This is a genomic window from Conexibacter arvalis (assembly GCF_014199525.1).
In the GTDB taxonomy this organism is placed as follows: Bacteria; Actinomycetota; Thermoleophilia; order Solirubrobacterales; family Solirubrobacteraceae; genus Conexibacter; species Conexibacter arvalis.
On the sequence record NZ_JACHNU010000002.1, the window covers coordinates 717,188 to 739,681 of the forward strand.

The following is a 22,494-nucleotide window of genomic DNA, read 5'->3' on the forward strand; positions in this document are numbered from 1 at the left end:
GCCCGCTCAGCCGGCCCGCGCGACCGCCGCGAGCAGCTCGCCCGCCCGCGCGGCGGCCTGGTCGGCGTCGCGCGTGAGCGACCCGCCGACGCCGAGCGCGACCGCGCCCGCGGCCAGCCACTCCCCCGCGTTGGCGGCGTCGACGCCGCCGGTCGGGACGATCGGCGCCTGCGGCAGCGCGGCCCGCACGGCCCGCAGGTGCGCCGGGCCCAACTGCGCGGCCGGGAACAGCTTCACGAGGTCGGCGCCGGCCGACAGCGCCGCGACGATCTCGTTCGGAGTCTGCACCCCCGGCAGCACCGGCGCGCCGTAGCGATGGCCGGTCGCGACGACCTCGCGGTCGAGCGACGGGGCGACGAGGAAGCGGGCGCCGGCGAGCGTCGCCAGCCGAGCGCTCGTCGCGTCGAGCACCGTGCCGGCGCCGACCAGCGCGTCGGGGTGGCGGACGGCGAGCCGCTCGATCGCGCCGAGCGCCCCGGGGGTCGTCAGCGACACCTCGACGACGTCGAGCCCGCCGTCGACGAGCGCGTCGGCGACCGCCTCGGCCTCGGCGGCGGTCGCCGCCCGCACGATCGCCACGACGCGCCGTCGCGCGATCCGCGCCGTCGCCTCCCACCGGTACGTCCCGCTCATCGGTCCACCTCCGTCTCGTCGTCAAGCAGCGCCGCCAGCTCCGCGCCCGTCGGCAGCCCGGCGAGGTCGCCGGCGCTCTGCACGCAGGCGGCGCCGACCGCCGCGGCGACCGCGCCGCAGCGCTCCAGCGGCTGCTCACGCAGCCACGCCGACAGGAACCCGGCGTCGAAGGCGTCGCCCGCGCCGACCGGGTCGACCGGCAGGGCGACGGGCCGGGCGGCGATCGCCAGCGCCCGCTCGCCGTCGGCGACCCAGGCGCCGCGCGCGCCCCGCTTGACCGCGACCGCGCGCGCCCCGCGCCGCAGGAACCAGGTCGCGGCAGCTGCGGCGTCGTCGCAGCCGCTGAGCCAACATGCCTCCTCCTCGCCGGCGAGCACGAGGTCGGCCGCGAGCGCGAGCGGGCGCAGCACCTTGGCGGCCTCCTCGGCGCTCCACAGCCGCGCGCGGAAGTTGGGGTCGAACGAGACCGGCACGCCGGCGGCGCGCGCCCGCTCGACCGCCGCGAGCGTCGCCGCCCGCGCGGTCGGGCCGAGCGCCGGCGTGATGCCCGTCACGTGGAGCGCCCGCGCCTGCTCGATCGGCAGCGCGGCGAGGTCGCCGGCCGTCAGGCGCGAGCCGGCCGCTCCGGCGCGGTGGTAGACGACCCGCAGCCGCCGCTCGCCGTGCTGGTCGCGCGTCAGCAGCCCGGTCGGGGCGCTCGGGTCGACGCGCAGCGCGCCGGCGTCGACGCCCTCGGCGCGCAACGTCGCGCGCACGTCGTCGCCGAACGGGTCGTCGCCGACCCGCCCGGCGAACGCGACCGCGTGCCCGAGCCGCGCCAGCGCGACGGCGGTGTTCAGCTCCGCGCCGGCGAGCGTGCGCGTGAAGCGCCGGGCGTGCGCGAGCGGCGTGCCGGCGTCGGCGAGGAAGAGGCCCATCGCCTCGCCGAAGGTGACGATCTCCGGCGCGCTCATCCGGCGAACTCCGCGACCGGGAGGCCGGCGACGCCGGCGTCGGCGAGCGCGAACAGCCCGCCGGAGCGCGGCGCTGCCGCCAGCTGCTCGTCGCTCATGCCGACCCGCGCGGTGGTGACGAACAGCGTCCGCAGGTCGTTGCCGCCGAAGCCGCACGAGGAGACCTGCGGCGCCGGCAGCTCGACCATCCGCAGCAGCCGGCCGTCGGGCGCGTAGCGGCGGACGGCCGACCCGCCCCACAGCGCGACCCAGATCGCGCCGTCGGCGTCGACGCAGAGCCCGTCGGGGTCGCCCGCGCCGGGCTCGATCTCGGCCAGCGGCCGCCGCCGCGACAGCGTCGCGGTGTCGACGTCGTAGTCGAAGGCGTCGATCCGCCGCGTCGGGGTGTCGACGAGGTAGCAGGTGGCGCCGTCGGGCGAGAAGCCGATCCCGTTGGAGATCGTCAGCCCGTCGAGCACCGGCCGCACGGAGCCGTCGGGGTCGAGCCGGTGCAGCCGCGCGGCGCCCGGCACGACGTCGTAGGTCATCGTCCCGGCGAAGAGGCGCCCGGCCGGGTCGCAGGCGCCGTCGTTGAAGCGCCACGGCGGCGAGCCGGCGGGCGCGTCGGCCGGCGCGAACGGAACCGGCGCGGCGGCGCCGTCGTCGAGCAGCGCGAAGCCGTGCTCGACGGCGAGCACGAGCCCGCCGCCGCGCCGCGGGGTCGCGACGCCGACCGGCTCGCCGACCTCCGTCGACGTGTCGCGCCCGTCGGCGGGGTCGAGCCGGTGGACGCGGCCGGCGAGGATGTCGACCCACACCAGCCGGCCGTCGCGCGCGTCCCAGCGCGGTCCCTCGGCCAGCTCGGCGCGCGCGTCGAGGAGCAGCTCGACGGCGCTCATCGCCCCGCCTCCGCGCCGTCGCGAGCGGCCGCGGTCGTCGCCGCCTCTGCCGCCGGCTCCCAGCCCTCGCGCGGGAGCACGTCCCAGTCGATCCTCAGCTCCGCCCGCGCGCCCGGCGCCAGCTCCGTCAGCGGCCCGACCACCTCGCACTCGACGACGCGATCGGGCGGCCGCAGCCCGCCAAGCTCGTCCAGCGGGGCGTCGAGCGGATGCTCGAGCCAGACCTCGGCGCGCGAGCCGCGATCGGGATGGGGCGCGCCGCGGTCGACCGCCCACCGCTGGCGCAGCACGCGGTCGCCGGCGACGTAGGCGAGCCAGCCGCAGGCGCCGGGGAAGCCGAGCTTGCCGACGACGTCCTGGTCGGGCACGTGGGCGCGGTCCGGCGCGACGCGCTCGAACCGCGGCGTCCCCGTCCCCGCGACCAGCCCGACGACCGCCTCCTGGCCCGCGTCGGCGTCGAGCCCGACCCAGGCGCCGCCGTCCGGGTCGCGCTCGCCGCGCACCTGCGTGACGTTCCACAACGCCCACCGGACCGGCCGCTCGCTCGCGTTCTCCATCGCCAGCTCCAGCGCGAAGCCGCTGGCGCCGGCGGCGAGCGTCACCCGCCGCTCGAGCAGCAGCCCGGTGCGCGGGTCGGGCGCGCTGCGCAACGTCACGACGACCTCCTCCCCGCGCCGCTCGCAGCTCCACCCGTAGGGGCCGGAGTCGAGCACGGGATCGGGCGGCCCGGCCCACTCGGCCGGCCCGCTCCAGCCCTGCGGCGCCGGCCAGGTCTTGTCGCCGCCGTAGTTGCGCCACGAGCCGAGCGTGCCGTCGAGCGGCGGCAGCTCGGCCTCGGCCGGGCGGCGGTGGAGCCGCGCGTCGATCAGGCGATCGTTGCGGTAGAGCAGCTCGCGCCCCTCGTGGCGCAGCGCCAGCAGCCGCCCGCCGAGCGCCGGCACGAGGCCGAGCCGCAGCGGGCCGCCGTCGAGCCAGACGACCTCGTCGGAGCCGTCGCGGTCGATCTCGATCGCGGGCGCGCTCACCAGTCCGCGACCGATCCGTCTGCCAGCACGGTGCCGAGCTGGGGCTCGTGCCGGTAGGGGTGCTCGCGCGCCGCCTCCTCGACGACCTCGACGCCGAGGCCCGGCGCGGTCGGCAGCGCCACGTGGCCGTCGGCGATCTCCGGCACGGCGCTGACGACGTCGGCCCGCCACGGCACGTCGGCGCGCATGATCTCCTGCACGAGGAAGTTCGGCGTCGCGAAGTCGAGGTGGAGGTTGGCCCACGTCGCGACCGGCCCGAGCGGGTTGTGCGGCGCGATCGGGACCTGCCACGTCTCCGCGAGGCTGGCGATCTTCGTCAGGCCGCTGATGCCGCCGACGTGGCAGACGTCGGGCTGGATCACCGCGGCGGCACGGGCGGCCAGCAGGTCGCGGAACTCCGCGCGCACGATCAGCCGCTCCCCGGTCGCGACCGGCGCCGGCGAGCGGCGCGCGACCTCGACCATGCCGGAGACGTCCTCGGGCTGGCAGGGCTCCTCGATGAACCACGGCCGCAGGTCGGCGAGCGCGTCGGCGTACATCAGCGCGCCGCGCGGCGTCGTGCGCCCGTGGAAGTCGACCATGATCTCGACCGCGTCGCCGACCGCGTCGCGGACCGCGCCCATCACCGCGCGGGCGTCGTCGAGCTGGGTGGTGGTCGGCAGCGGGCCGCCGACCGGGACCGCGAGGATCTTGACCGCGTCGAAGCCGTCGGCGACGCTCCTGCGCGCGGCGGCGGCGAAGCCCTCGCCGGTCGCGGCGCCGTAGACGACCGAGGCGTCGCCGGCGCCGAGGTGGTCGTACATCCGCACGCGGTCACGCACGGCGCCGCCGAGCAGCTGCCAGACGGGAACGCCGAGCAGCTTGCCCTTGATGTCCCACAGCGCCTGGTCGATGCCGCTGATCGCCGACATCGTGACCGCGCCGCCCTTGAAGAACGGGTGGCGGTACTGCGACTGCCACAGGTGCTCGATCCGCGTCGGGTCTCTCCCGCGCAGCAGCGGCGCGAGGTCGCGCAGGGCGCCGACGACCGCCTGCGTCTTCCATTCGAGCGTCGCCTCGCCCCAGCCGACGAGGCCGGGCTCGCTCGTCGTGATCTTCACGAACACCCAGTTGCGCAGCTCCGCGCCCACGACGACGGCGTCGACGTCGACGATCCGGACGTTCGTGGTGGCGAGCTCGCCGTCGAGCAGTTCAGCCGGCGAATCGTGCACCGAGACCTCCATCCACCGGCAGCTCGGCGCCGGTGATCGCGCTTGCAAGATCCGAGAGCAGGAAGGCGATCGCCCCTCCCACCTCGGCGGGCTCGGCGATGCGGCCGAGCGGGTGGACCGAGAGCACCTCGGCCTCCGCCGCGGCGGCGTCGTCCTGGCGGGCGAGCCACTCCTCCACCAGGCGCGTGCGCGTCCAGCCGGGGCTGACCGCGTTGACGCGGATCCCGTCGGACGCGAGGTCGAGCGCGAGGCTGCGGGTCAGCCCGACGAGGCCCGACTTCGCCGCCGCGTACGGGAACATGCCGGCGGTCGTCAGGCGCGCGTGCAGCGACGCGACGTTGACGACGCTCGCGCCGTCGGCCGCGCGCAGGTCGGCGAGCGCGTGCTTGAGGCACAGCCATGCGCCGCGCAGGTCGACGGCGAAGGCGCCGTCCCACTCCTCGACGGTCATCCTGCCCGCGTCGAAGTAGGTGTTGACGCCGGCGTTGTTGACGAGCGCGCCGATCGGGCCCAGGTCGGCGCGGACGCGCGCGAGCGCGTCTCGGACCGAGCCCTCGTCGGCGACGTCGGCGCGGACGCCGAGCGCGGTCGCGCCGGCGTCGCGCAGCTGCGCGACGGTCGCCTCCAGCCGCGCGGCGTCGACGTCGAGGCCGGCGACGCGCGCGCCGCGCTCGGCGAGCAGGCGCGCGGTCGCGGCGCCGATGCCGTCGGCCGCACCGGTCACGACGACGACGCGGTCGCGCAGGCCGGGCAGGCTCACGGCGCCTCCCCGGCCGGCACGACGACGACCTTGCCGCGGCTCTCGCCGGCGGCGAGCCGGTAGGCCGCGTCGATCTCCTCCAGCGAGAAGGTGTCGCTGACGATCCGCTCGGGCCGCATGCCCCAGCGCACGAGGTCGCGCGTCAGCTGCTCCATTCTCTGCAGCGACGTGACCCACGAGGCGTGGATCGTCACCTGCTTGTGCAGCAGCGCGTCGGAGACCTCGGTCTCGAGCGTGCCGCCCTCGCCGACGAGCGAGATCCGGCCCCACTCGGCGATCGCGTCGATCGCGAGCCTGCGGCCGGGCGCCGAGCCGGAGCAGTCGATCGCGGTCGAGACGCCGCGGCCGCCGGTCTCCCGCGCGACGGCGTCGAGCGCCTCGTCGGCGTCGACGACCGCGTCGAAGAGCCCGAGCGAGCGCGCCCACTCGCGCCGCAGCGGGCTGCGCTCGACGCCGACGATCCGTCGCGCGCCGAGGCCGCGGCCGAGCATCCCGGCCGCGAGGCCGACCGGCCCGAGGCCGACGGCGAGCAGGTCGTCGGCGCCGCTGACGGCGAGCCGCAGCAGGCCCTCGTAGGCGGTGCCGACGCCGCAGGCGATCAGCGCGCCGTCGACGAACGACAGCTCCTCCGGGAGCGGGATCAGCGTCGACTCCTCGGCCAGCAGGAAGCCGGCGTGGCCGCCGTCGCGCTGCCAGCCGTACGCCTCGCGGTGGCGCTCGTCGGCGCAGCTGATCATCTGCCCGGCGCGGCAGTTCGCGCACTGCCCGCACCCGGCGATGTGGTAGACGAGCACGCGGTCGCCGGGGCCGAAGCGGCGGCAGCCGGGCCCGGCCGCGAGCACCGTCCCGGCCGGCTCGTGGCCGGCGACGACGCCGCGGTAGGCGGGGCCGTCGACGCCCTTGTGGGTCTTGTGCTCGCGGTAGATGTAGCCGATGTCGCTGCCGCAGATGCCGGAGGCCTCGACGCGCAGCAGCAGCTGGCCGTGGCCCGGCGCCGGCACCGGCAGCTCTCTGAGGACCGCGGTCGAGTCGCCCGGCAGGTAGGCGCCGCGCATCGTCGCGGGGGCGGTCGCGGGGGCGGTCATGCCTCCCTCCCCGCCGTCGGGGAGCGGCGCGCGACCAGCAGGTTGATCACGACCGCGCCGACGATGATCACGCCGCGCACGACGTCCTGGAAGAACGGGTCGACGCCGAGCAGCACGAGCCCGTTGCCGATCAGCGTGATGAAGATGACGCCGAGGAAGGTGCCCAGCAGCGAGCCGCGGCCGCCGGCGAGCGCCGTGCCGCCGATGACGACGGCGGCGATCACGTCGAACTCGAGGCCGCCGGCGGCGCCGCCGTTGCCGGAGCCCAGCCGCGCGGCGAGCAGCAGGCCGGTCAGCGCCGACAGGAAGCCGGTCGTCGCGAACAGCGCGATCCGCACGCGCTTGAGGTCGATGCCGCTGAGGCGGGCCGCGTTCGCGTTGCCGCCGATCGCGAAGACCGAGCGGCCGTAGGCCGTCCGCTTCGCGATCACGGCGAAGAGGACGAACAGGACGACCATGATGATCGCCGGCGTCGGGATGCCGGCGATGTCGCCGCCGAGCGTCTCGAAGAAGCCGTTCTCCGGCAGCGGGACCGGCAGCGCCTCGGTGATCTGCTGGCCGAGGCCGCGCAGCACGCTCCAGAGGCCGAGCGTCGCGATGAACGACGGCACGGCGAGGTAGGCGCGCAGGCCGCCGGCGAGCGCGCCGAGCGTCGTGCCGAGCGCGAGCGTCAGCGCGACCGCGAGCGGCACCGACAGCCCCCACTCGGAGGTCGCCTTCGCGAGGATCACCGACGCGAACGCGACCGCCGGGCCGATGCTGATGTCGATCTCGCCGGCGATGATCACGAGCGTCACGCCGGTCGCGGCGATGCCGACGGTCGCGGCGTCGCGCAGGATCCCGAGCTGGTTGTCGGAGGTCAGGAAGCCGTCGGCGGTCATGCCGAGGACGGCGAAGAGGATCGCGATCGCGCCGAGCAGCCCCAGCTCGTTGAGGCGCTGGCCGGTCGCGATCCCACCGCGTCCGCGCGTCTTGCCGCCGCCGGGACGGGACAGCGCGGGACCGGTGGTCACGGTGTCAGGGGTCGACATTCGATGCACCTACGTGTGTTCGGTGATGGTGTCCGCGACGATGGCGTCGAGACTGAGGTCGGGCGCCCGGTGCTCGGCGGCGACGCGGCCGCCGCGCAGCACGAGGACGCGGTCGCAGACGAGCGGAAGCTCCTCCAGCTCGCTGGAGACGAAGACGATCGCCGCGCCCTCGGCGGCGAGGTCGCGCGCGAGGCGGTAGATCTGCGCCTTGCTCTCGACGTCGACGCCGCGCGTCGGCTCGTCGAGCAGCAGGATGCGGCTGCCGGCGTGGAGCCAGCGGCCGATCACCGCCTTCTGCTGGTTGCCGCCGGAGAGGCTGCCGATCGGGAGGTCGATCCGCGCGGTCTTGATGTCGAGCCGCGCGCGCAGCTCCTCGGCGGCGCGCCGGACGGCGTCGAGCGAGATCAGCGGGCCGCGGCCGGCGCGCGGGAAGCGCGCCAGCACGATGTTCTCGTCGACGCCGAGCTCGGGCACGATCCCGTCGGCCTTGCGGTTCTCGGGCGTCATGCCGACGCCGAGCGCGAGCATCCGCGCCGGCGTCGGGCGGGCGATCGGCTCGCCGTCGATCGCGATCTCGCCGCGCTCGGCCTGCTCGAAGCCGGCGATGCAGCGGACCAGCTCGGTGCGGCCTGCGCCCTGCAGCCCCGCGATCCCGAGCACCTCGCCGCGCCGCAGCTCGAGGCTGACGTCCTCGAGCTTCGGCGCCAGGGCGAGGTTGCGGAGCGACAGCACGACGTCGCCCGGCTCGTGGCCGGAGCGGACGTCGGCGGCGACGGCGGAGGCCTCGGCGGCGGCGTCGCCGAGCATCAGCCGGACGATCTCCTGCGTCGTGGCGGCGCCGAGGTCGACGGTCTCGATCAGGCGCCCGTCGCGCATGACGGTCGCCGAGTCGGCGATCCGCCGGATCTCGTCCATGCGATGGCTGACGTACATCACCGCGACGCCGCGCTCGGCGATCCGTCTGACCGCCTCCAGCACGATCGCGACCTCGCGCGAGGCGAGCGCGCTCGTCGGCTCGTCGAGGATCAGCAGCCGCGGATCGCTGCGCATCGCGCGCGCGATCTCGACCATCTGCTGCTCGGCGAGCGTGAGCGCCCCGACCTCCGCACCGGGGTCGATCTCGACCCCGAGCGCCCGCAGCGCCTCGGCGGCGTCGCGGCGCATGCGCCGGTGGTCGACGGCCTGCAGGCGGGTGCGCGGCCAGGCGCCGAGGCCGAAGTTGTCGGCGACCGACATCTCCGGCACGAGGCTCAGCTCCTGGTAGACGGTCGCGACGCCGCGCGCGGCGCTCTCGCGGATGCCGCCGCCGGCGAGCGGCCGGCCGCCGATCTCGACCGTCCCCTCGTCCGGCGTCTCGACGCCGGAGAGGAGGCGGATCAGGGTCGACTTGCCGGCGCCGTTCTTCCCGAGCACCGCCCGCACCTCGCCCGGCCGGACCGAGAAGCTGACGCGCTCGAGCGCGGTGACGCCGCCGTAGCGCTTGGTGACGTCGCGGGTCGACGCGACCGGCGCCGCGTCGGTGGTGCTCGGGAGCGCGCTCACGGCAGCCCGTTCGCGTGGACCTTCAGCCACTCCTCGACCTCCGCCGGTCTGTCGGCGCGGAAGACGCGGATCGGCACGGGGACGATCTTGTCGGCCGGCTCTCTGCCGGAGGCGGCGTCGAGCACCAGTCTGTAGGCGGTCTCGCCCATCGTGCGACCGGAGATGTCGACGTCGGCCTTGAGGATTCTGCCGTCGAGCAGCTCTCTCGCCAGCTCGGTCGTCATGTCGCTGCCGAAGACGACGACGTCGCCGACGCGCTTGGCCGCCTCGACGGCCTTGACGGCGCCGGCGGTGGCGCCGCCCGACTCGCCGAAGAAGGCGTCGATGTCGCGGTTGGCGTTGAGCATGTTCTGGGCGACGGAGATCGCCTTGTCCTCGGTCGTGCCGGACTGGTTGGCGACGATCTCGGCGCCGGGGATCCGTCTGCCGAGCGCCTCCTCGAAGCCCTGGCGGCGCAGCTTGCAGACCTCGAACTGCTCGCAGTTGACGACGCCGATCTTCGGCGCGTCGTTTCTCTCCTGCTCGAAGTAGTCGGCGGCGGCCTCTCCGAGCATCGCGCCGAACTCGACCGGATCGCCGACGGCGTAGGCGAAGACGTGCTCCTCGAGCGCGTCTCTTCTGATGCAGGTGTTGTAACAGATGACCGGAATCCCGGATCTTGCGGCGAGGCGGATCGCGGGCACCGACGCGGTCTCCGAGACGGCCGACACGACGATCGCGTCGGGCTTCGACGACGCCAGCGTCGAGATGAACGAGCTCTCGGCGGAGGCGTCGCCGCCGGCGTTGGACTGCGTCAGTCTCAGCTTGACGCCGTCGCGCTCGGCCGCCTGCTCGAAGCCGTACTTGACGCCGCCGTAGAAGCCCTGCGAATCGAGGAACATCGCGCCGACGCGCAGCTCGTCGGGGGCTCCGCCCGACGTCGTGCCGGCGCTGCCGCCGTCGTCGCTGGACCCGCAGCCGGCGACGCCGGCCAGCAGCGCAACCGAGGCGATCGCGGCTGCCGTGCGCCGGATGCCGGGGGTTCCGATTCTCATCCTCCTGCTCCTCCTCTTCGAAAGCCCGGCGGGGGCCGGGCATGACGTTGAACGGCGCGCACTCTGGCGAGTGGCGACCCCGATGTCAAGATATTTTCATATTACATCTCAAGTGGTACAGTGCCGGGCCATGGGAGCGAGCGCCCCTCCGGGGGAATCAGCGAGAGGGAACGGCGGCGCCGCCGCGACGCGCGCGACGACCGCCTACGCGCTGCGCGGACTCCACGGCCAGGTCGTCGACGCGCTCGGCCACCGCATCGTCGCGGGGGAGCTGAGCGCCGGTCAGACCTTCGACCTCGTCGCGCTCGAGCGCGACCTCGACGTCAGCCGCACCGTGCTGCGCGAGGCGCTCAAGGTGCTGGCGGCCAAAGGGCTCGTCGACGCGCGCCCCAAGCGCGGCACCTTCGTGCGGCCGCGCGCCGACTGGAACCTCTTCGACCCCGACGTGCTGCGATGGGAGTTCGCGGCCGGGCCGTCGAGGCTGTTCGCCGCGCTCGCCGAGGTGCGCGGGATCGTCGAGCCGGCGACCGCCCGGCTTGCCGCCGACCGCCGCACCGACGCCGACCTGCGGGCGCTCGACGCCGCCTTCGAGACGATGGCGAGCGCCGACGACGCCGGCGACGCCCGCGCGGTCGTCGAGGCCGACATCGCATTCCACCGCTCGCTCGCGCACGCCAGCCACAACGAGCTGCTGCTGCCGATCCAGGAGGTCGTGCTCGTCGGCCTGCGCGCCCGCGACGTCGTCGTCCACGCGAGCCGCTCGCCGACGAGCCGCGGCCTGCGCCTCCACGCCGCCGTGATCGACGCGGTGCGGGCGCAGGACGCCGACCGCGCCGAGGCCGAGATGCGCGCGCTGCTCGCGATCGCCGTGCGCGACAGCGAGCGCGCGGCCGACTGAGCGGCCCGGCGCGCGTCAGCGGGCGCGGCCGACCGAGCCGACGGTCACGCTCAGCGATCCCAGCCGGAGACGACCGCGCGCAGGCCGGTCGCGCCGGTGGTGACGTTCGGGGCGCCGTCGGGGCAGGAGTTCGACGCCACGAACGTGCCGCCCGGCGCGCCAGCGGTGTAGACGGTGACGATCTTGCCGAAGGTCGCGGTGAACGCGATCCGCAGCATCGCCGTGTCGCCCGCGCGCACCGGGATCGCGGCGAACGCGAAGGTCGTGTCGCCGGCGGCGGCCGCGGTCGCGGCGGCGCGCTGGTGGCCGTTGACGTGCAGCGTGGCGTGGGCGGTGACACGATCGTCGGGGTCGATCTGGACCAGGGCCCGGTCGATCGAGGCGACGCCGGCCGGCACGGCGAACGTCTGCGAGACGGTGCCGCCCGGCATCGACTCGGGCCGCCCGGGGTTGCCGCGGCAGATCGCGCGGCCGGCGTTGGCCGGCCCGTAGTTGTCGTACGGGTCGACCCGCCGCGGCGGTCTCGGCGGCGTCACGGGCGGTGGCTCGGGAGCCGGCGGCTCGGGCGCGGCCGGTGGGGCGGGGTCGGCCGGCGGGGCGGGGGCGGGCGCGGGCGTCGCGGCGGGCGGCGGCGCGGCGGGGAAGTCGTCGAGCGGCCGCGCCTGCACCGTCGGCCGCTCGCGGCGCGGGAGCCTCGTGCCCTTGACGCGGACCTTGACCGTGACGCCGCGCCGCGGCCGTCTGACGACGACCGTCACGTAGGTGCCGCCGCGGACCTTGCGCACCGTCAGCTTGATCCGGCGCGGTCTCCCACGCCGCGCCTTGCGGCCGCGCAGGTCGGCGATCACGCGCCCGCGCCGGTCGCAGACGACGATCGAGGCGACGTCGATCGTGGCGCGGTCGCTGACCCAGCTGGTGACGAGCTCGATCGCCGCCCGGCCGCCGAACGAGAAGGTCAGCGGCCGGCTGCTGCGGCCCTGCCGTCTCAGCGCGACCGTCCGGCGCGTGGCGACGGTGGTGCAGTCGAGCAGCGCGTCGATCTCGTTGAAGACCGACTGCAGGCGGCTCGCCTGCAGCGCCGCGCCGTCGCGGCCGGTGCGGTCGAGCGGGAAGTAGGCGCCGCCGGTCTCGCGCGCGATCCGCTCGAGCGTCGCGGCGTCGGAGCCGGTGCGTGCCGGGCCGATCCCCAGCCCGACGACGTAGGTGCGCGGCCCGCCGACATGACCGTCGAGGTAGGCCCCGTCGTTGTGGCCGCCGTCGGTGAGGAAGATCCGCGCGTCGGCGGCCGGCTGCTGCTCGGCGGCGGCCGCGAACGCGGCGTCGTAGTCGGTCGATCCGCCGCTCCCCAGCCAGCCGTCGTCGTCGAGCGCGCCGAGCGCCGCCAGCATCGAGCCGCGCGCGCCGCCGACCTGCGCCGGCGCGAACAGCGAGCCGGCGTCCTCGCCGAACTCGACCGCCCCGACCGTCCGCTGCTGGCCGGTCGGCTTGGTCAGCAGCAGCTCGGTCGCGCGGCGGCGCAGGCCGAGCGGGTCGCTGCGCGCCATCGAGCCGGAGTCGTCGACGATCACCGCGACGTCGCCGGCCGCGACGCAGCCGACCGGGACCGCGGCCGCGCTCGCCGCCCCGCCGCCGGCGAGCGGCAGCGCCGCCGCCAGCAGGATGCCGACGAGCGCGCCGCGGAGGCGCCGTCCCCTGACGCTATGTCCCGGCACGCGGTCCATCGCGAAGCGGGCACCTTACCGCAGAGAACCGGTCTTTCGACGCACCTCGCCGGGGATCGATGCGCCCGCGCCGACGGCGCGACCGTGCGGACAGCGCGCAACGCGCGCCGGGGAGCGCGCGGCGAGGGCGGCGGCGCGAGCCCGCGCCGTGCGGCGCGGGCTCGGATCGTCGCCCCCCGCCTCAGCGCACCACGCGCACGCGCTGCGTGAAGCTGCGCGCTCTGGCGCCCTGGGGCGTCACGACGGTGCGGACCGTCAGCGTCGCTCTGCGCAGCTTCGCGAGCCGCGCGCGGAGCTTCGCGCCGGCGCGCACCGTCACGGCGACGTCGCCGGCCTTGCGCGCCTTCTTGGAGGCGCTGCCGAGCCGCGCGCCGCGGCCGAGCTTCAGCGTGCGGGCGGTCGCCTTGTCGGTCGTCACCGTCACCTTGACCGTGCAGCGCGCGGCGCAGCGGTAGCGGACCGTCAGGCCGCGCTTGGCGAGCGCCGCGGCCTTCGCCTTCGCGGCGAGGCGCGGCTTGACCGCGCTCGGCCCTCCTCTTCTCTGCGGCGGTCCCGGCTGGTCGGGCGGGCCGGGCTGGTCGGGCGGGCCGGGCCGGTCGGGCGGCGGCGGCTCCTCGCGCGGCCCGGGGTTGACGTCGGCCGGACCCCAGTCGGGCTGGCTGCCGCCGGCGATCGTCAGCCGCGGCTGGGCGCCCTCGCACGTGCCCGCCTGCCCCATCGTCCAGATGCCGTCGGGCGCGCCCCACGCGAGCGCGTTGCCGTCCGTCCCCCAGCTCGGCCCCGACAGCCCGTCGAGCTCGCCGATCGAGCAGATCGCGGTCGTGCCGATTCTCGACGGCCAGCCGGCGAGCACGTCGCCGACGGTGTCGTACGTGACGATCGTTCTGTTGGCGCCGTGGCCGCGGACCGCCACGACCCGCGTCCCCTGCCGGTTGACCTCCGGATCGCTGAGGTCGGTCTCGAGGTCGGTCAGCCAGTTTCTCTCGACCTCCTGGCCCTGGTCGTGGATGTTGACGTGCCACAGGTAGCCGCCGGAGGTCAGCAGCCGCGTGTTCGTCACCCACGAGGGGAAGGCGTTGTAGAGGTTGCCGGGCAGTCTGTTGCCCGCGGCGTCGACGAAGCCGGTCGCGGGGCGCGTCATGTCGGCGCCGCCGCCCTCGGCCTCGAACGAGACGAAGGTGTAGGCGATGCGGCTCCCGTCCGGCGAGATCGCGACCTGGATCGGCTTGCCGTCGATCGCGTGCGAGTAGCTGTTGCGCAGCGTCGGCGGGTCGATCTCGCGGATCACCGAGCCGTTCTGGCGCAGCAGCAGGATGCTGTTGCCGCGCGAGGCGGCGATCGTGCCGTCGTCGGCCTGCGAGACCGCGATGTACGGCAGGCCGGCGTTGCCGTCGCGGGTCACCTGGTACTCGCCCGAGCCGTCGGGGTTGGCGATCCAGACGTCGTTGCTCTTGAGGTAGGCGATCGAGTCGGCCGCGGCGGGCGCGCTCAGCGCCAGCCCGCCGGCGAGCGCGGCCGCTCCCGCCATCAGTGTGCGTCGCATCGCCCCAGCGTGGAGGAGGCCGGCGCGCGCCACATCGTGCGTTCGGCGCGGCCGGCTCTGCCGAACGTCGGACGCGGGCGCCGCGGCGGCGCCCGCGCGCTGGCGCGGCGGCGGGCTTCTGCCGCGGTGAGGCGCGCCGTCAGCCGGCCGTGAGCCCGCCGTCGATCACGAGCTCGGAGCCGGTGACGAAGGCGGCCGCGTCGGAGGCGAGGTAGAGCGCCGCCTCGGCGATCTCGTCGGGGCGGCCGAGCCGGCCGGCCGGCTGGCGCGCGACGAGCGCGGCGCGCGCGCCGGCCGGGTCGTCGGCGGCGTCGAGCAGCCGCCCGACCCACGGGGAGTCGACCGTCCCCGGACAGATGCAGTTGCAGCGGACGCCGGTGTCGGCGTATTGCACCGCGATCTGCTTGGTCAGCGCGATCACCGCGCCCTTGCTCGCGCAGTACGCGGCGCGGTCGCGCAGGCCGACCATGCCGGCGACCGAGGCGGTGTTGACGATCGCGCCCCGTCTCGCCGCGAGCATGTGCGGCAGCGCCGCCTTGACGCCGTGGAAGACGCCGGTGACGTTGACGGCGAAGACCCGCTCCCACTCCTCGAACGTGCAGCCGAGCACGTCCGTGGTCGAGCCGAGACCGGCGTTGTTGCAGAGCACGTCGAGGCGGCCGTGGCGCGCGACCGCGCCGGCGACGGCGGCCTCGACCGCCGCCCCGTCGGTCACGTCGAGCGCGACGCCCTCCGCGCCCTCCGGCACCCCGGACGGGTCGAGGTCGGCGCCGACGACGCGCGCCCCCTCCGCGACGAACCGCCGCGCCATCTCGCGGCCGATCCCCGAGCCGGCGCCGGTCACGAGCACGACGCGGTCGGCGAAGCGGGGCGCCGCCGGTGCGGCGGCTGGTGCGGATGCTGCGGTCATCTCTCGTCCTCTCTCGGTCGATCTGCCGGCGGGCCGGCGCTCAGGCGCCCCCGATCGCGCGCGACACCGCCGCGGCGGCCTCGCGCACGAGCGGCGCGACCCGCTCGGCCTCCTGCTCGGTGATGCGGGTCTCGGGGCCGGAGACCGACAGCGCGGCGACCGGTCTGCCGGCGTGGTCGACGATCGCCGCGCCGACGCAGCGGACGCCCGGCTCGTTCTCGACGTCGTCGACGGCGACGCCGCGCTCGCGCGTCCGTGCGAGGAGCGCCCGCAGCGCCTCCGGGTCGGTCGTCGTGCGGACGGTGCGCGGCTCGACGCCGGCGGCGAGCACCGCCTCGACGGTGGCGGCGTCGGAGCGCGACAGGATCGCGCGGCCGAGCGCGGTGGTGAGCGCGGGCTGCGTCGCGCCGACGCGCGACTGCATCCGCACCGCGTGGCGGCTGTCGACCTTCTCGATGTAGACGACCTCGGCGCCGGCCCGCCCGCCGATCCCGGCGAGCACGCCGAGATGGCAGGTCTCGCCGGTCGTCTGCGCCAGCTCGCGCATCACCGGCAGCGCCTCGCGGCGCAGGTCGACGCCGTCGAGGAAGCCGCCGCCGAGCGCGAGGCAGTGCGGACCGAGCGCATAGCTCCCGTCGTCGTGCAGGCGGGCGAGCCGCGCGTCGAGCAGGCTCGCGAGCAGCCGGTGGGCGGTCGGCTTCGAGAGGCCGGTCGCACGGGCGAGGTCGGCGAGCGTCGCGCCGCCCGGCCGCGCGAGCAGCTCGTCGAGCAGCGCGATCCCCTTCACGAGCGCCTTCGCCTCGCCGGTGCGCCGGGTGTCGGTGGTGTCGGTGGTCGCCATCGGGGGAGCAGCGGCGTTTTGGGGGTGCATATCACCCCCAAAACGCCATTCCTCGGCGCAGCAGCGCGCCGAGCACAGTTTGGAACGGTGTTCTAAAGTACCGGACCATGACCGCCGACACCACCCCGGGGCTCGTCACCGTCGGCGAGAGCCTCGCGCTGCTGACGACGCGCGAGCCCGGCCGCCTGCGCCATGCCCACGAGCTGCTGCTGAGCGTCGGCGGCGCCGAGTCGAACACCGCGATCGGCGTCCGCCGCCTCGGTGCGCCGGCGACCTGGATCGGGCGCCTCGGCGACGACGAGCTGGGCGAGCTGATCGCCCGCACGCTGCGGGCCGAGCAGGTCGCCGTCGCCGCGACCGCCGATCCGCAGGCGCCGACCAGCCTGATGCTGAAGGAGCGCGCGAGCGCCGCCGGGGCGCAGGTCTCCTACTACCGCGCGACCGGCCCCGGCGCGCGGCTGCGGCCGGACGACCTCGACGCGGCGGCGATCGCGGAGGCCGGCGTCCTCCACCTCACCGGCATCACGCCGGCGCTGTCGCCGTCGGCGCGCGCGACCGTCGAGGCGGCGATCGAGCTGGCGCGCGACGCCGGCGTCGCCGTCTCCTTCGACGTCAACCTGCGCACGAAGCTGTGGAGCCCGGCCGACGCGGCGCCGGTCCTGCTCGAGCTGGCCGCCCGCGCCGACCATCTCTTCGTCGGCGCCGACGAGGCGGCTGCGCTCGGCTGGCCCGGCGACCCGAGCGCGCTCGGCGCCTGGCTGCTGGCGCGCGGGCCGCGTATCGTCGTCGTCAAGCTCGGCGCCGACGGCGCGCTGGCGGTGACCGCCGACGGCGAGCTGCCGGTCCCGCCGGTGCCGGTCGAGGCGGTCGACCCGGTCGGCGCCGGCGACGCCTTCGCGGCCGGCTACCTCGCCGAGCTGCTCGCCGGCCGCCCGCTGCCCGAGCGGCTCGCGACCGCCGCCGCCTGCGGCGCCTTCGCCTGCACCGGGCGGGGCGACTGGGAGGCCTTTCCCACCCGCGCCGAGCTGGCACGGCTCGGCCGACCTGAGGAGGTCGTGCGATGAGCCACGTCGACACCGAGACCGCGACGATCGCCTCGCTCCAGCAGCGCGGCGTCGTCGCCGTGATGCGCGCCCCCGATCCTGAGCTGGTCGTCACCGCCGGCCGGGCGCTCGCCGACGGCGGCGTGACCGCGATCGAGGTCACCTACACCGTCCCGCGCGCGGCCGAGGCGATCGCCGCGCTCGCGGAGGACCCGCGCCTGCTCGTCGGCGCCGGCACGATCGAGACCGCAGAGCAGGCACGCGAGGCGCTCGCCGCCGGCGCCCGCTACCTCGTCAGCCCCCACCGCTGCGACGCCGCGATCGACGTCGCCGCCGAGGCCGGGCTGCCGGCGATCCCCGGTGTCTGGACCCCGACCGAGGTCGCGGTCGCGGCCGAGCGCTGCCGGCTGCTGAAGCTGTTCCCGGCGACGATCGGCGGCGTCGACCTGCTGAAGGTCCTGTGCGCGCCGTTCCCGCGGATCGCCTTCATGCCCTCCGGCGGCGTCACCGCCGACAACCTCGGCGACTGGCTGGCGGCCGGCGCGACCTGCGTCGGCGCCGGCGGCGACCTCGCCCCGGCCGACGCGATCATGCGCGGCGACGCCGACGAGCTGACGCGCCGCGCCCGCCGCTGGAGCGACGCGCTGGCGGCGGCGCGGGAGCGGTCGGGCGCGGGCACGGGCTCGGCCACCACCGCGAGCGCGGGCGCGGGCGGCGGGGCGAGCACGGATCCGGCCACCGCCGCGAGCGGCGGGCGCGGCGACGGCGCCGCGACCGCCGACCCGCTGCCTGGCGCCCACGGCGCCGAGCCGGCCGACGGAGCCTGAGCGATGGCGCTCCACCGCCTTCGCCGCAACCACGGCGCGCGCGTGAGCGAGGCCGAGGTCGACGGGATGGCGCTCGTGACGCTCGAGAACGAGCCGCTGCGCCTGACCGTCCTTGCCGGCAAGGGCGCCGACGTGATCGAGCTGCTCTACAAGCCGCTCGACCTCGACCTCTGCTGGGCGCGCGAGCAGCCGCTCGCCAACCCGGCGCGCCGGCCGCCGAGCGGCCACGACGACGTCGCCACCTACCTCGACTGGTATCCCGGCGGCTGGCAGGAGGTGCTGCCGAGCGCCGGCGCTCCCTCCGCGCATGCCGGCGCCGCCTTCGGCCAGCACGGCGAGGCCCACCTCGCGCCATGGGACCACGAGATCGTGACCGACACGCCGGCCGAGGTCGCGGTCCGCTTCCGCGTCCGCCTGCGCCGGCTCCCGCTGCTGCTGGAGCGGACGATGACGCTGCGCGCCGGCGAGCCGGTCGTGCGGGTGCGGGAGCGGCTCGTCAACGAGGGCGCCGTCGAGCAGCGCGCGATGTGGGGCTGGCACGTCGTCTTCGGCGCGCCGTTCCTGGAGCCGGGGATGCGGATCCGCCTCCCCGACGGCACCCGCGTCCTCCCCCACCCCGACGACGTCGCCCTCGGCGGCCGCCGCATCGACCCCGGCGACGGCGCCCCCTTCGCCTGGCCGCTCGCACGCGCCGCCGCCCGCCTGCGACCGGCCGCCGGCGCGTCGCACGGCGCGGGTGAGCCGCTCGACCGCCCGGCGGCGCCGCCGGGCCCCGGCGCGTCACGCGCGGCCGCCGCCGGCGAGCCGCTCGACCGCCCGGCGGCGCCGCCGGGCCCCGGCGCGTCACGCGCGGCCGCCGCCGGCGAGCCGCTCGACCTCTCCGTCATCCCGCCGCGCGGCGAGCCGAGCGAGATGCTCTACCTCGACGTGCCGGAGGGCTGGTACGAGCTCGGCCGCCCCGGCAAGCCGGCGTTCCGGCTCGACTGGGACCGCGCGACGCTGCCGTGGCTGTGGCTGTGGCAGGAGCTCGGTGCGACCGACGGCTGGCCGTGGTTCGGCGACGCCTGGGTCGTCGGCCTCGAGCCCTGCTCCAGCCAGCCGACCAACGGCCTCGCCGAGGCGGTCGCGAACGAGACCGCGCTGCGCCTCCCGCCGCGCGCCGAGCGCACGCTCGCCTGGAGCGCGACCGTCCTGCCGGACGGGCTCTCCGCCTGACCGGCGCCGCATTGGCTCTCCGCACGTCATCAGCACGTGCGGAAAGCCAATGCGCGGGCGCCGTCAGCCGCTGCGCTGGCCCGGCAGCTCCAGCCCGGCGGCGCCGACGGCGGCGCGGGAGAGGTGCCAGCGGCCGAGGTTGGCGACGAACAGCTCCTCGCCGCGGAAGGCGCAGTTGGTCGGGTGGCAGAGCACGTGCGCCGTCGGGTCGTCGAGCAGCAGCTCGAGCCCCGCGCCGCCGCCGGGCTCGCTCGGCGCTACACCGCGCCCCGTGCCGCCGCCGGCCGCGCTCCGCGCCTCGCCGCGCGCGCCGCCGCCGGGCTTGCTCGGCGCCACACCGCGCGCGCCGCCGCCGGGCTCGCTCCGCGCCACGCCGCCCGCGCCGCCGCCGGCCACGCTCCGCGCCACGCCGCCGCCCACCTCGCCGGCGACACCGCCGCGCGGGTCGTGGCGGTAGACGCGCGACGGCTCGTAGCAGGCGATGTACAGCCGCCCGTCTGCGTCGAGCGCGATGCCGTCGGGGAGCGCGCCGGGCGTCTCGACGACCGGCTCGGCGGCGCCGGCGGAGCCGTCGGCGGCGATCGGCACGCGCACGATCCGCCGCGCCCACGTCTCGGCGACGTAGAGCGCGTCGCCGTCGGCCGACAGCGCCATCCCGTTGGCGAAGTCGAGCGGCCCGGGATGCCACGGCTCGGCGTCGCCGCCGTCGAGCGCGACCCGCCAGATCGCGACCCCCGGCTCGGCGATCGCCCGGCTGTCGGAGAGGTAGAGGCAGCCGCGCCCCGGGTCGACGACGGCGAAGTTCGGCGTCGCCATCGCGCCGCCGGCGTCGGCGAACCGCTCGATCGCGCCGCTCGCCAGCTCGACCCGGAACAGCGCCCGCTCGGCGAGGTCGCAGGCGTAGAGGAAGCCCTGCCCGTCGAGCGCGACGCCGAGCACGAAGCCGCCGGTCGAGGCGACCTGCTCGATCGCCGAGCCGTCGGCCGCGATCCGGTAGATCTCCCCGCGATCGCCACCGCACCACGCGTTCCCGTCGGCGTCGAAGGCGACGCACTCGGGATGGCTGAGCCGCACCGGCCCGGTCGTCGCGTCGAAGAAGACCTCGGCGTCGAACAGCGGGGCGCCGACGCCCGCCGACGCGCCCGCGGCGCCGGCGGCCGCGCTCGGCCCACCGACGCCCGCCGACCCGCCCACGCCGCCGGCGGCCGCGCTCGGCCCACCGACGCCCGCCGACGCGCCCGCGGCGCCCACGTCCCGCGCCGCGCCGCCCGCGCCCGCGCTCATCTCGCTCGCCCCGCTCATCGCGGCAGCTCCACGGCCGCCTTCGCCAGCAGGCCGCCGTCGACGCGCAGCTCGGCGCCGGTCACGAAGGCGGCGTCGTCGCTGGCGAGGTAGGCGATCGCCGCGGCGACCTCGGCGGTCGTCGCGACGCGGCCGAGCGGATGGGTCGAGCCCCACTGGGCGACCATCGCGTCGGCCGTCTCGCCGCCCTTGAAGAGGTCGGCGGCCCAGCGCAGCATCGGCGTGTCGACGGAGCCGGGCGCGACCGCGTTGACGCGGATCCCCTCGGCGGCGTGGTCGAGCGCCATCGCCCGCGTCAGCGTGCTGATCGCGCCCTTGGAGGCGGCGTAGGCGGCGACGCCCTGCTGGGAGGCGGTCGCCTGCACCGAGGAGACGAGCACGACGGCGCCGCCGCCGCGCTCGCGCAGCGCCGGCAGCGCCAGCCGCCCGACGCGGTGGATGCCGCCGACGTTGACGTCGAAGACCTCCTCCCACGTCTCGCGGTCGGTCGCCTCGAGCGTGCCGTAGCGCTGCACGCCGGCCGAGTAGACGAAGACGTCGAGACCGCCGAAGCGCTCGCGCGCGGCGGCCAGCAGCGCCTCCGCGAACCCGTCGTCGCGCACGTCGCCGGCGACCCCGGCGACCGCGCCGGACCCGCCCGGCGCGGCGGCGGCGACCGTCTCCACCGCCGCCTCCACCGACGCCGCGTCGTGCCCGCCGAGCACGACCCGCGCGCCCTCGGCCGCGAGCCGCTCGGCCGCCGCCAGCCCGATCCCGAGCGAGCCGCCGACGACGAGCGCGACGCGCCCGTCGAAGCGCGGGGCGACCTTCCCGCCCCCGTCCGCAGCAGGCGCGCTCATGCGATCGCGTCTCCCGTCTCGGGGTCGAACAGCTGCACGGCGCCGGGCTCGACGACGACCTCGACGCGGTCCTCGACGCGCACGCGGCTGTCGGCGCCGAGACGCGCGACGACGGCGACGCGGTCGAGCTCCTCCTCGCCGACCTCGCGCTCGACCTCGTCGGGGGCGACGTCGTTGGCGTGCGCCCACGTCGCCTTCGGCAGCGCTCTGAGGCCGTCGAGGTGGAAGTAGACGAGCACGTCGGAGCCGAGCGCCTCGCGCACCGCGACGACGCCGCGCAGCGTCCGCCCGGCCGCGGCCGCGCCGCCGCCGTCGCCGAGCGCGGCGTCGGCGGTCCGCTCGGGGCGTATGCCGACGACGACGTCGCGCCCGGCGAAGCGGGCATGCTGCGGCCGCCGCTCGCTCTCGGCGAGCCGCAGCTCGCAGTCGCCGACCGCGAGCGTCGCGCCGTCGTCGCCGAGGCGGCCGGCCATCAGGTTCATCGGCGGCGATCCGGTGAAGGAGGCGACGAACATGTTGGCCGGGCGGCGGTAGATCTCCTCCGGCGGCGCGAGCTGCTGGAGGTAGCCCTTGCGCATCACCGCGACCCTGTCGCCGAGCGTCATCGCCTCGACCTGGTCGTGCGTGACGTACAGGGTCGTGACGCCGAGCTCGCGCTGCAGCTCGGCGATCCCCGCGCGCATCTGCACGCGCAGCTTCGCGTCGAGGTTCGACAGCGGCTCGTCCATCAGGAAGGCCTGCGGCTCGCGCACGATCGCGCGCGCCATCGCGACGCGCTGCCGCTGGCCGCCCGACAGCTGGCGCGGCTTGCGCCCCAGGTGCTCGTCGAGCCCGACGACCTTCGAGATGCGGCGGACCTTCTCGTCGCGCTCGGCCTTCGGCACCTTCGCCAGCTTCAGCGGGAAGGCGATGTTGTCGTAGATCGACATGTGCGGGTAGAGCGCGTAGCTCTGGAAGACCATCGCGATGTCGCGCTCGCCCGGGTCGAGGTGGTTGATCACCTGGTCGCCGATCGAGATCGTGCCGCCGCTGATCTCCTCCAGCCCGGCGACCATCCGCAGCGCGGTCGTCTTGCCGCAGCCGGAAGGGCCGACGAGCACGAGCAGCTCGCCGTCGGCGACGTCGATCGAGAGGTCCTTGACGGCGTGGGTGCCGTCGGCGTAGACCTTCTCGACGTCGGCGATCGTGACGGATGCCATCGTC

The 22,494-nt window shown here is 76.4% G+C and carries 21 protein-coding genes; 4 read left to right on the forward strand and 17 right to left on the reverse strand.

Features of this window, described 5'->3' with window-relative positions; translation table 11 throughout:
* Window positions 1-6: 6 nt before the first annotated feature.
* The 10 genes from BDZ31_RS11935 to BDZ31_RS11980 are packed head-to-tail and all read right to left on the reverse strand — an operon-like array spanning window position 7 to window position 10,152.
* A complete protein-coding gene (locus BDZ31_RS11935) occupies window positions 7-633 on the reverse strand; it encodes a bifunctional 4-hydroxy-2-oxoglutarate aldolase/2-dehydro-3-deoxy-phosphogluconate aldolase (RefSeq protein ID WP_183342289.1) in 627 nt (208 codons plus the stop codon).
* A complete protein-coding gene (locus BDZ31_RS11940; protein ID WP_183342292.1) occupies window positions 630-1,586 on the reverse strand; it encodes a sugar kinase in 957 nt (318 codons plus the stop codon). Before BDZ31_RS11940 ends, BDZ31_RS11935 begins: the two co-directional genes overlap by 4 nt.
* On the reverse strand, window positions 1,583-2,464 hold the full coding sequence (locus BDZ31_RS11945) for an SMP-30/gluconolactonase/LRE family protein (protein ID WP_183342294.1): 882 nt from the start codon (window positions 2,462-2,464) through the stop codon (window positions 1,583-1,585). The genes BDZ31_RS11940 and BDZ31_RS11945 overlap by 4 nt, the downstream gene beginning before the upstream one ends.
* Window positions 2,461-3,489, reverse strand: a complete 1,029-nt coding sequence (locus tag BDZ31_RS11950; RefSeq protein ID WP_221242995.1) for a DUF4380 domain-containing protein — start codon at window positions 3,487-3,489, stop codon at window positions 2,461-2,463. Before BDZ31_RS11950 ends, BDZ31_RS11945 begins: the two co-directional genes overlap by 4 nt.
* Entirely contained in the window at window positions 3,486-4,700 is a 1,215-nt protein-coding gene (gene dgoD, locus BDZ31_RS11955) for a galactonate dehydratase (protein WP_221242996.1), read from the reverse strand. Before dgoD ends, BDZ31_RS11950 begins: the two co-directional genes overlap by 4 nt.
* Entirely contained in the window at window positions 4,681-5,460 is a 780-nt protein-coding gene (locus BDZ31_RS11960; RefSeq protein WP_221242997.1) for an SDR family oxidoreductase, read from the reverse strand. Before BDZ31_RS11960 ends, dgoD begins: the two co-directional genes overlap by 20 nt.
* Complete coding sequence (locus tag BDZ31_RS11965; protein ID WP_221242998.1) at window positions 5,457-6,545, reverse strand: zinc-dependent alcohol dehydrogenase family protein; 1,089 nt, start codon at window positions 6,543-6,545, stop codon at window positions 5,457-5,459. The genes BDZ31_RS11960 and BDZ31_RS11965 overlap by 4 nt, the downstream gene beginning before the upstream one ends.
* Window positions 6,542-7,576: an ABC transporter permease gene (locus tag BDZ31_RS11970; RefSeq protein ID WP_183342297.1), complete on the reverse strand. Its 1,035-nt coding sequence runs from the start codon at window positions 7,574-7,576 to the stop codon at window positions 6,542-6,544. The genes BDZ31_RS11965 and BDZ31_RS11970 overlap by 4 nt, the downstream gene beginning before the upstream one ends.
* Window positions 7,577-7,585: 9 nt before the next feature.
* The gene (locus BDZ31_RS25975) at window positions 7,586-9,118 is read right to left on the reverse strand and encodes an ATP-binding cassette domain-containing protein (protein ID WP_183342299.1); all 1,533 of its coding nucleotides are present in this window, start codon (window positions 9,116-9,118) and stop codon (window positions 7,586-7,588) included.
* Window positions 9,115-10,152 (reverse strand): substrate-binding domain-containing protein, encoded by a 1,038-nt coding sequence (locus tag BDZ31_RS11980; RefSeq protein ID WP_183342301.1) that lies wholly within the window; start codon window positions 10,150-10,152, stop codon window positions 9,115-9,117. Before BDZ31_RS11980 ends, BDZ31_RS25975 begins: the two co-directional genes overlap by 4 nt.
* A 130-nt stretch (window positions 10,153-10,282) precedes the next feature.
* Between BDZ31_RS11980 and BDZ31_RS11985 the strand changes: the two genes are divergently transcribed.
* On the forward strand, window positions 10,283-11,050 hold the full coding sequence (locus tag BDZ31_RS11985) for a FadR/GntR family transcriptional regulator (protein WP_183342304.1): 768 nt from the start codon (window positions 10,283-10,285) through the stop codon (window positions 11,048-11,050).
* A gap of 50 nt (window positions 11,051-11,100) precedes the next feature.
* Here BDZ31_RS11985 and BDZ31_RS11990 read toward each other — a convergent pair whose 3' ends face one another.
* The 4 genes from BDZ31_RS11990 to BDZ31_RS12005 all read right to left on the reverse strand — a co-directional run bounded on the left by BDZ31_RS11990 (window position 11,101) and on the right by BDZ31_RS12005 (window position 16,065).
* Window positions 11,101-12,771, reverse strand: coding sequence for a vWA domain-containing protein (locus BDZ31_RS11990; protein ID WP_183342305.1), 1,671 nt, complete (start codon window positions 12,769-12,771; stop codon window positions 11,101-11,103).
* A 181-nt stretch (window positions 12,772-12,952) separates the two neighbouring features.
* The gene (locus BDZ31_RS11995; protein ID WP_183342307.1) at window positions 12,953-14,314 is read right to left on the reverse strand and encodes a hypothetical protein; all 1,362 of its coding nucleotides are present in this window, start codon (window positions 14,312-14,314) and stop codon (window positions 12,953-12,955) included.
* A 139-nt stretch (window positions 14,315-14,453) separates the two neighbouring features.
* The gene (locus BDZ31_RS12000) at window positions 14,454-15,224 is read right to left on the reverse strand and encodes an SDR family NAD(P)-dependent oxidoreductase (RefSeq protein WP_183342308.1); all 771 of its coding nucleotides are present in this window, start codon (window positions 15,222-15,224) and stop codon (window positions 14,454-14,456) included.
* A 40-nt stretch (window positions 15,225-15,264) separates the two neighbouring features.
* The gene (locus BDZ31_RS12005) at window positions 15,265-16,065 is read right to left on the reverse strand and encodes an IclR family transcriptional regulator (RefSeq protein WP_183342310.1); all 801 of its coding nucleotides are present in this window, start codon (window positions 16,063-16,065) and stop codon (window positions 15,265-15,267) included.
* Between the two features lie 107 nt (window positions 16,066-16,172).
* Here BDZ31_RS12005 and BDZ31_RS12010 point away from each other — a divergent pair, with 107 nt between their 5' ends.
* From BDZ31_RS12010 to BDZ31_RS12020, 3 genes are read left to right on the forward strand one after another with little or no spacing between them, the layout of a single operon-like run.
* On the forward strand, window positions 16,173-17,129 hold the full coding sequence (locus BDZ31_RS12010) for a sugar kinase (protein WP_183342312.1): 957 nt from the start codon (window positions 16,173-16,175) through the stop codon (window positions 17,127-17,129).
* Window positions 17,126-17,935 (forward strand): bifunctional 4-hydroxy-2-oxoglutarate aldolase/2-dehydro-3-deoxy-phosphogluconate aldolase, encoded by an 810-nt coding sequence (locus BDZ31_RS12015; RefSeq protein ID WP_183342314.1) that lies wholly within the window; start codon window positions 17,126-17,128, stop codon window positions 17,933-17,935. Before BDZ31_RS12010 ends, BDZ31_RS12015 begins: the two co-directional genes overlap by 4 nt.
* A 3-nt stretch (window positions 17,936-17,938) precedes the next feature.
* The gene (locus BDZ31_RS12020) at window positions 17,939-19,150 is read left to right on the forward strand and encodes a DUF4432 family protein (RefSeq protein WP_183342316.1); all 1,212 of its coding nucleotides are present in this window, start codon (window positions 17,939-17,941) and stop codon (window positions 19,148-19,150) included.
* A 63-nt stretch (window positions 19,151-19,213) separates the two neighbouring features.
* Here BDZ31_RS12020 and BDZ31_RS12025 read toward each other — a convergent pair whose 3' ends face one another.
* The 3 genes from BDZ31_RS12025 to BDZ31_RS12035 are packed head-to-tail and all read right to left on the reverse strand — an operon-like array spanning window position 19,214 to window position 22,490.
* Window positions 19,214-20,452 (reverse strand): SMP-30/gluconolactonase/LRE family protein, encoded by a 1,239-nt coding sequence (locus BDZ31_RS12025; RefSeq protein WP_183342318.1) that lies wholly within the window; start codon window positions 20,450-20,452, stop codon window positions 19,214-19,216.
* Window positions 20,449-21,291, reverse strand: coding sequence for an SDR family NAD(P)-dependent oxidoreductase (locus BDZ31_RS12030; RefSeq protein WP_183342320.1), 843 nt, complete (start codon window positions 21,289-21,291; stop codon window positions 20,449-20,451). Before BDZ31_RS12030 ends, BDZ31_RS12025 begins: the two co-directional genes overlap by 4 nt.
* Window positions 21,288-22,490, reverse strand: a complete 1,203-nt coding sequence (locus tag BDZ31_RS12035) for an ABC transporter ATP-binding protein (protein ID WP_183342322.1) — start codon at window positions 22,488-22,490, stop codon at window positions 21,288-21,290. Before BDZ31_RS12035 ends, BDZ31_RS12030 begins: the two co-directional genes overlap by 4 nt.
* Window positions 22,491-22,494 lie beyond the last annotated feature (4 nt).

Excerpts from the sequence above, each read along its gene's own strand:
- BDZ31_RS11985 (WP_183342304.1), top strand. The coding sequence starts at position 10,283 with ATGGGAGCGAGCGCCCCTCCGGGGGAATCAGCGAGAGGGAACGGCGGC.
- BDZ31_RS12005 (WP_183342310.1), bottom strand. The coding sequence starts at position 16,065 with ATGGCGACCACCGACACCACCGACACCCGGCGCACCGGCGAGGCGAAG.
- BDZ31_RS12025 (WP_183342318.1), bottom strand. The coding sequence starts at position 20,452 with ATGAGCGGGGCGAGCGAGATGAGCGCGGGCGCGGGCGGCGCGGCGCGG.
- BDZ31_RS12000 (WP_183342308.1), bottom strand. The coding sequence starts at position 15,224 with ATGACCGCAGCATCCGCACCAGCCGCCGCACCGGCGGCGCCCCGCTTC.
- BDZ31_RS11935 (WP_183342289.1), bottom strand. The coding sequence starts at position 633 with ATGAGCGGGACGTACCGGTGGGAGGCGACGGCGCGGATCGCGCGACGG.
- BDZ31_RS11990 (WP_183342305.1), bottom strand. The coding sequence starts at position 12,771 with ATGGACCGCGTGCCGGGACATAGCGTCAGGGGACGGCGCCTCCGCGGC.
- BDZ31_RS11945 (WP_183342294.1), bottom strand. The coding sequence starts at position 2,464 with ATGAGCGCCGTCGAGCTGCTCCTCGACGCGCGCGCCGAGCTGGCCGAG.
- BDZ31_RS12010 (WP_183342312.1), top strand. The coding sequence starts at position 16,173 with ATGACCGCCGACACCACCCCGGGGCTCGTCACCGTCGGCGAGAGCCTC.
- BDZ31_RS11980 (WP_183342301.1), bottom strand. The coding sequence starts at position 10,152 with ATGAGAATCGGAACCCCCGGCATCCGGCGCACGGCAGCCGCGATCGCC.
- BDZ31_RS11970 (WP_183342297.1), bottom strand. The coding sequence starts at position 7,576 with ATGTCGACCCCTGACACCGTGACCACCGGTCCCGCGCTGTCCCGTCCC.
- BDZ31_RS11995 (WP_183342307.1), bottom strand. The coding sequence starts at position 14,314 with ATGCGACGCACACTGATGGCGGGAGCGGCCGCGCTCGCCGGCGGGCTG.
- BDZ31_RS12015 (WP_183342314.1), top strand. The coding sequence starts at position 17,126 with ATGAGCCACGTCGACACCGAGACCGCGACGATCGCCTCGCTCCAGCAG.
- BDZ31_RS12030 (WP_183342320.1), bottom strand. The coding sequence starts at position 21,291 with ATGAGCGCGCCTGCTGCGGACGGGGGCGGGAAGGTCGCCCCGCGCTTC.
- BDZ31_RS11965 (WP_221242998.1), bottom strand. The coding sequence starts at position 6,545 with ATGACCGCCCCCGCGACCGCCCCCGCGACGATGCGCGGCGCCTACCTG.
- BDZ31_RS11940 (WP_183342292.1), bottom strand. The coding sequence starts at position 1,586 with ATGAGCGCGCCGGAGATCGTCACCTTCGGCGAGGCGATGGGCCTCTTC.
- BDZ31_RS12035 (WP_183342322.1), bottom strand. The coding sequence starts at position 22,490 with ATGGCATCCGTCACGATCGCCGACGTCGAGAAGGTCTACGCCGACGGC.
- BDZ31_RS12020 (WP_183342316.1), top strand. The coding sequence starts at position 17,939 with ATGGCGCTCCACCGCCTTCGCCGCAACCACGGCGCGCGCGTGAGCGAG.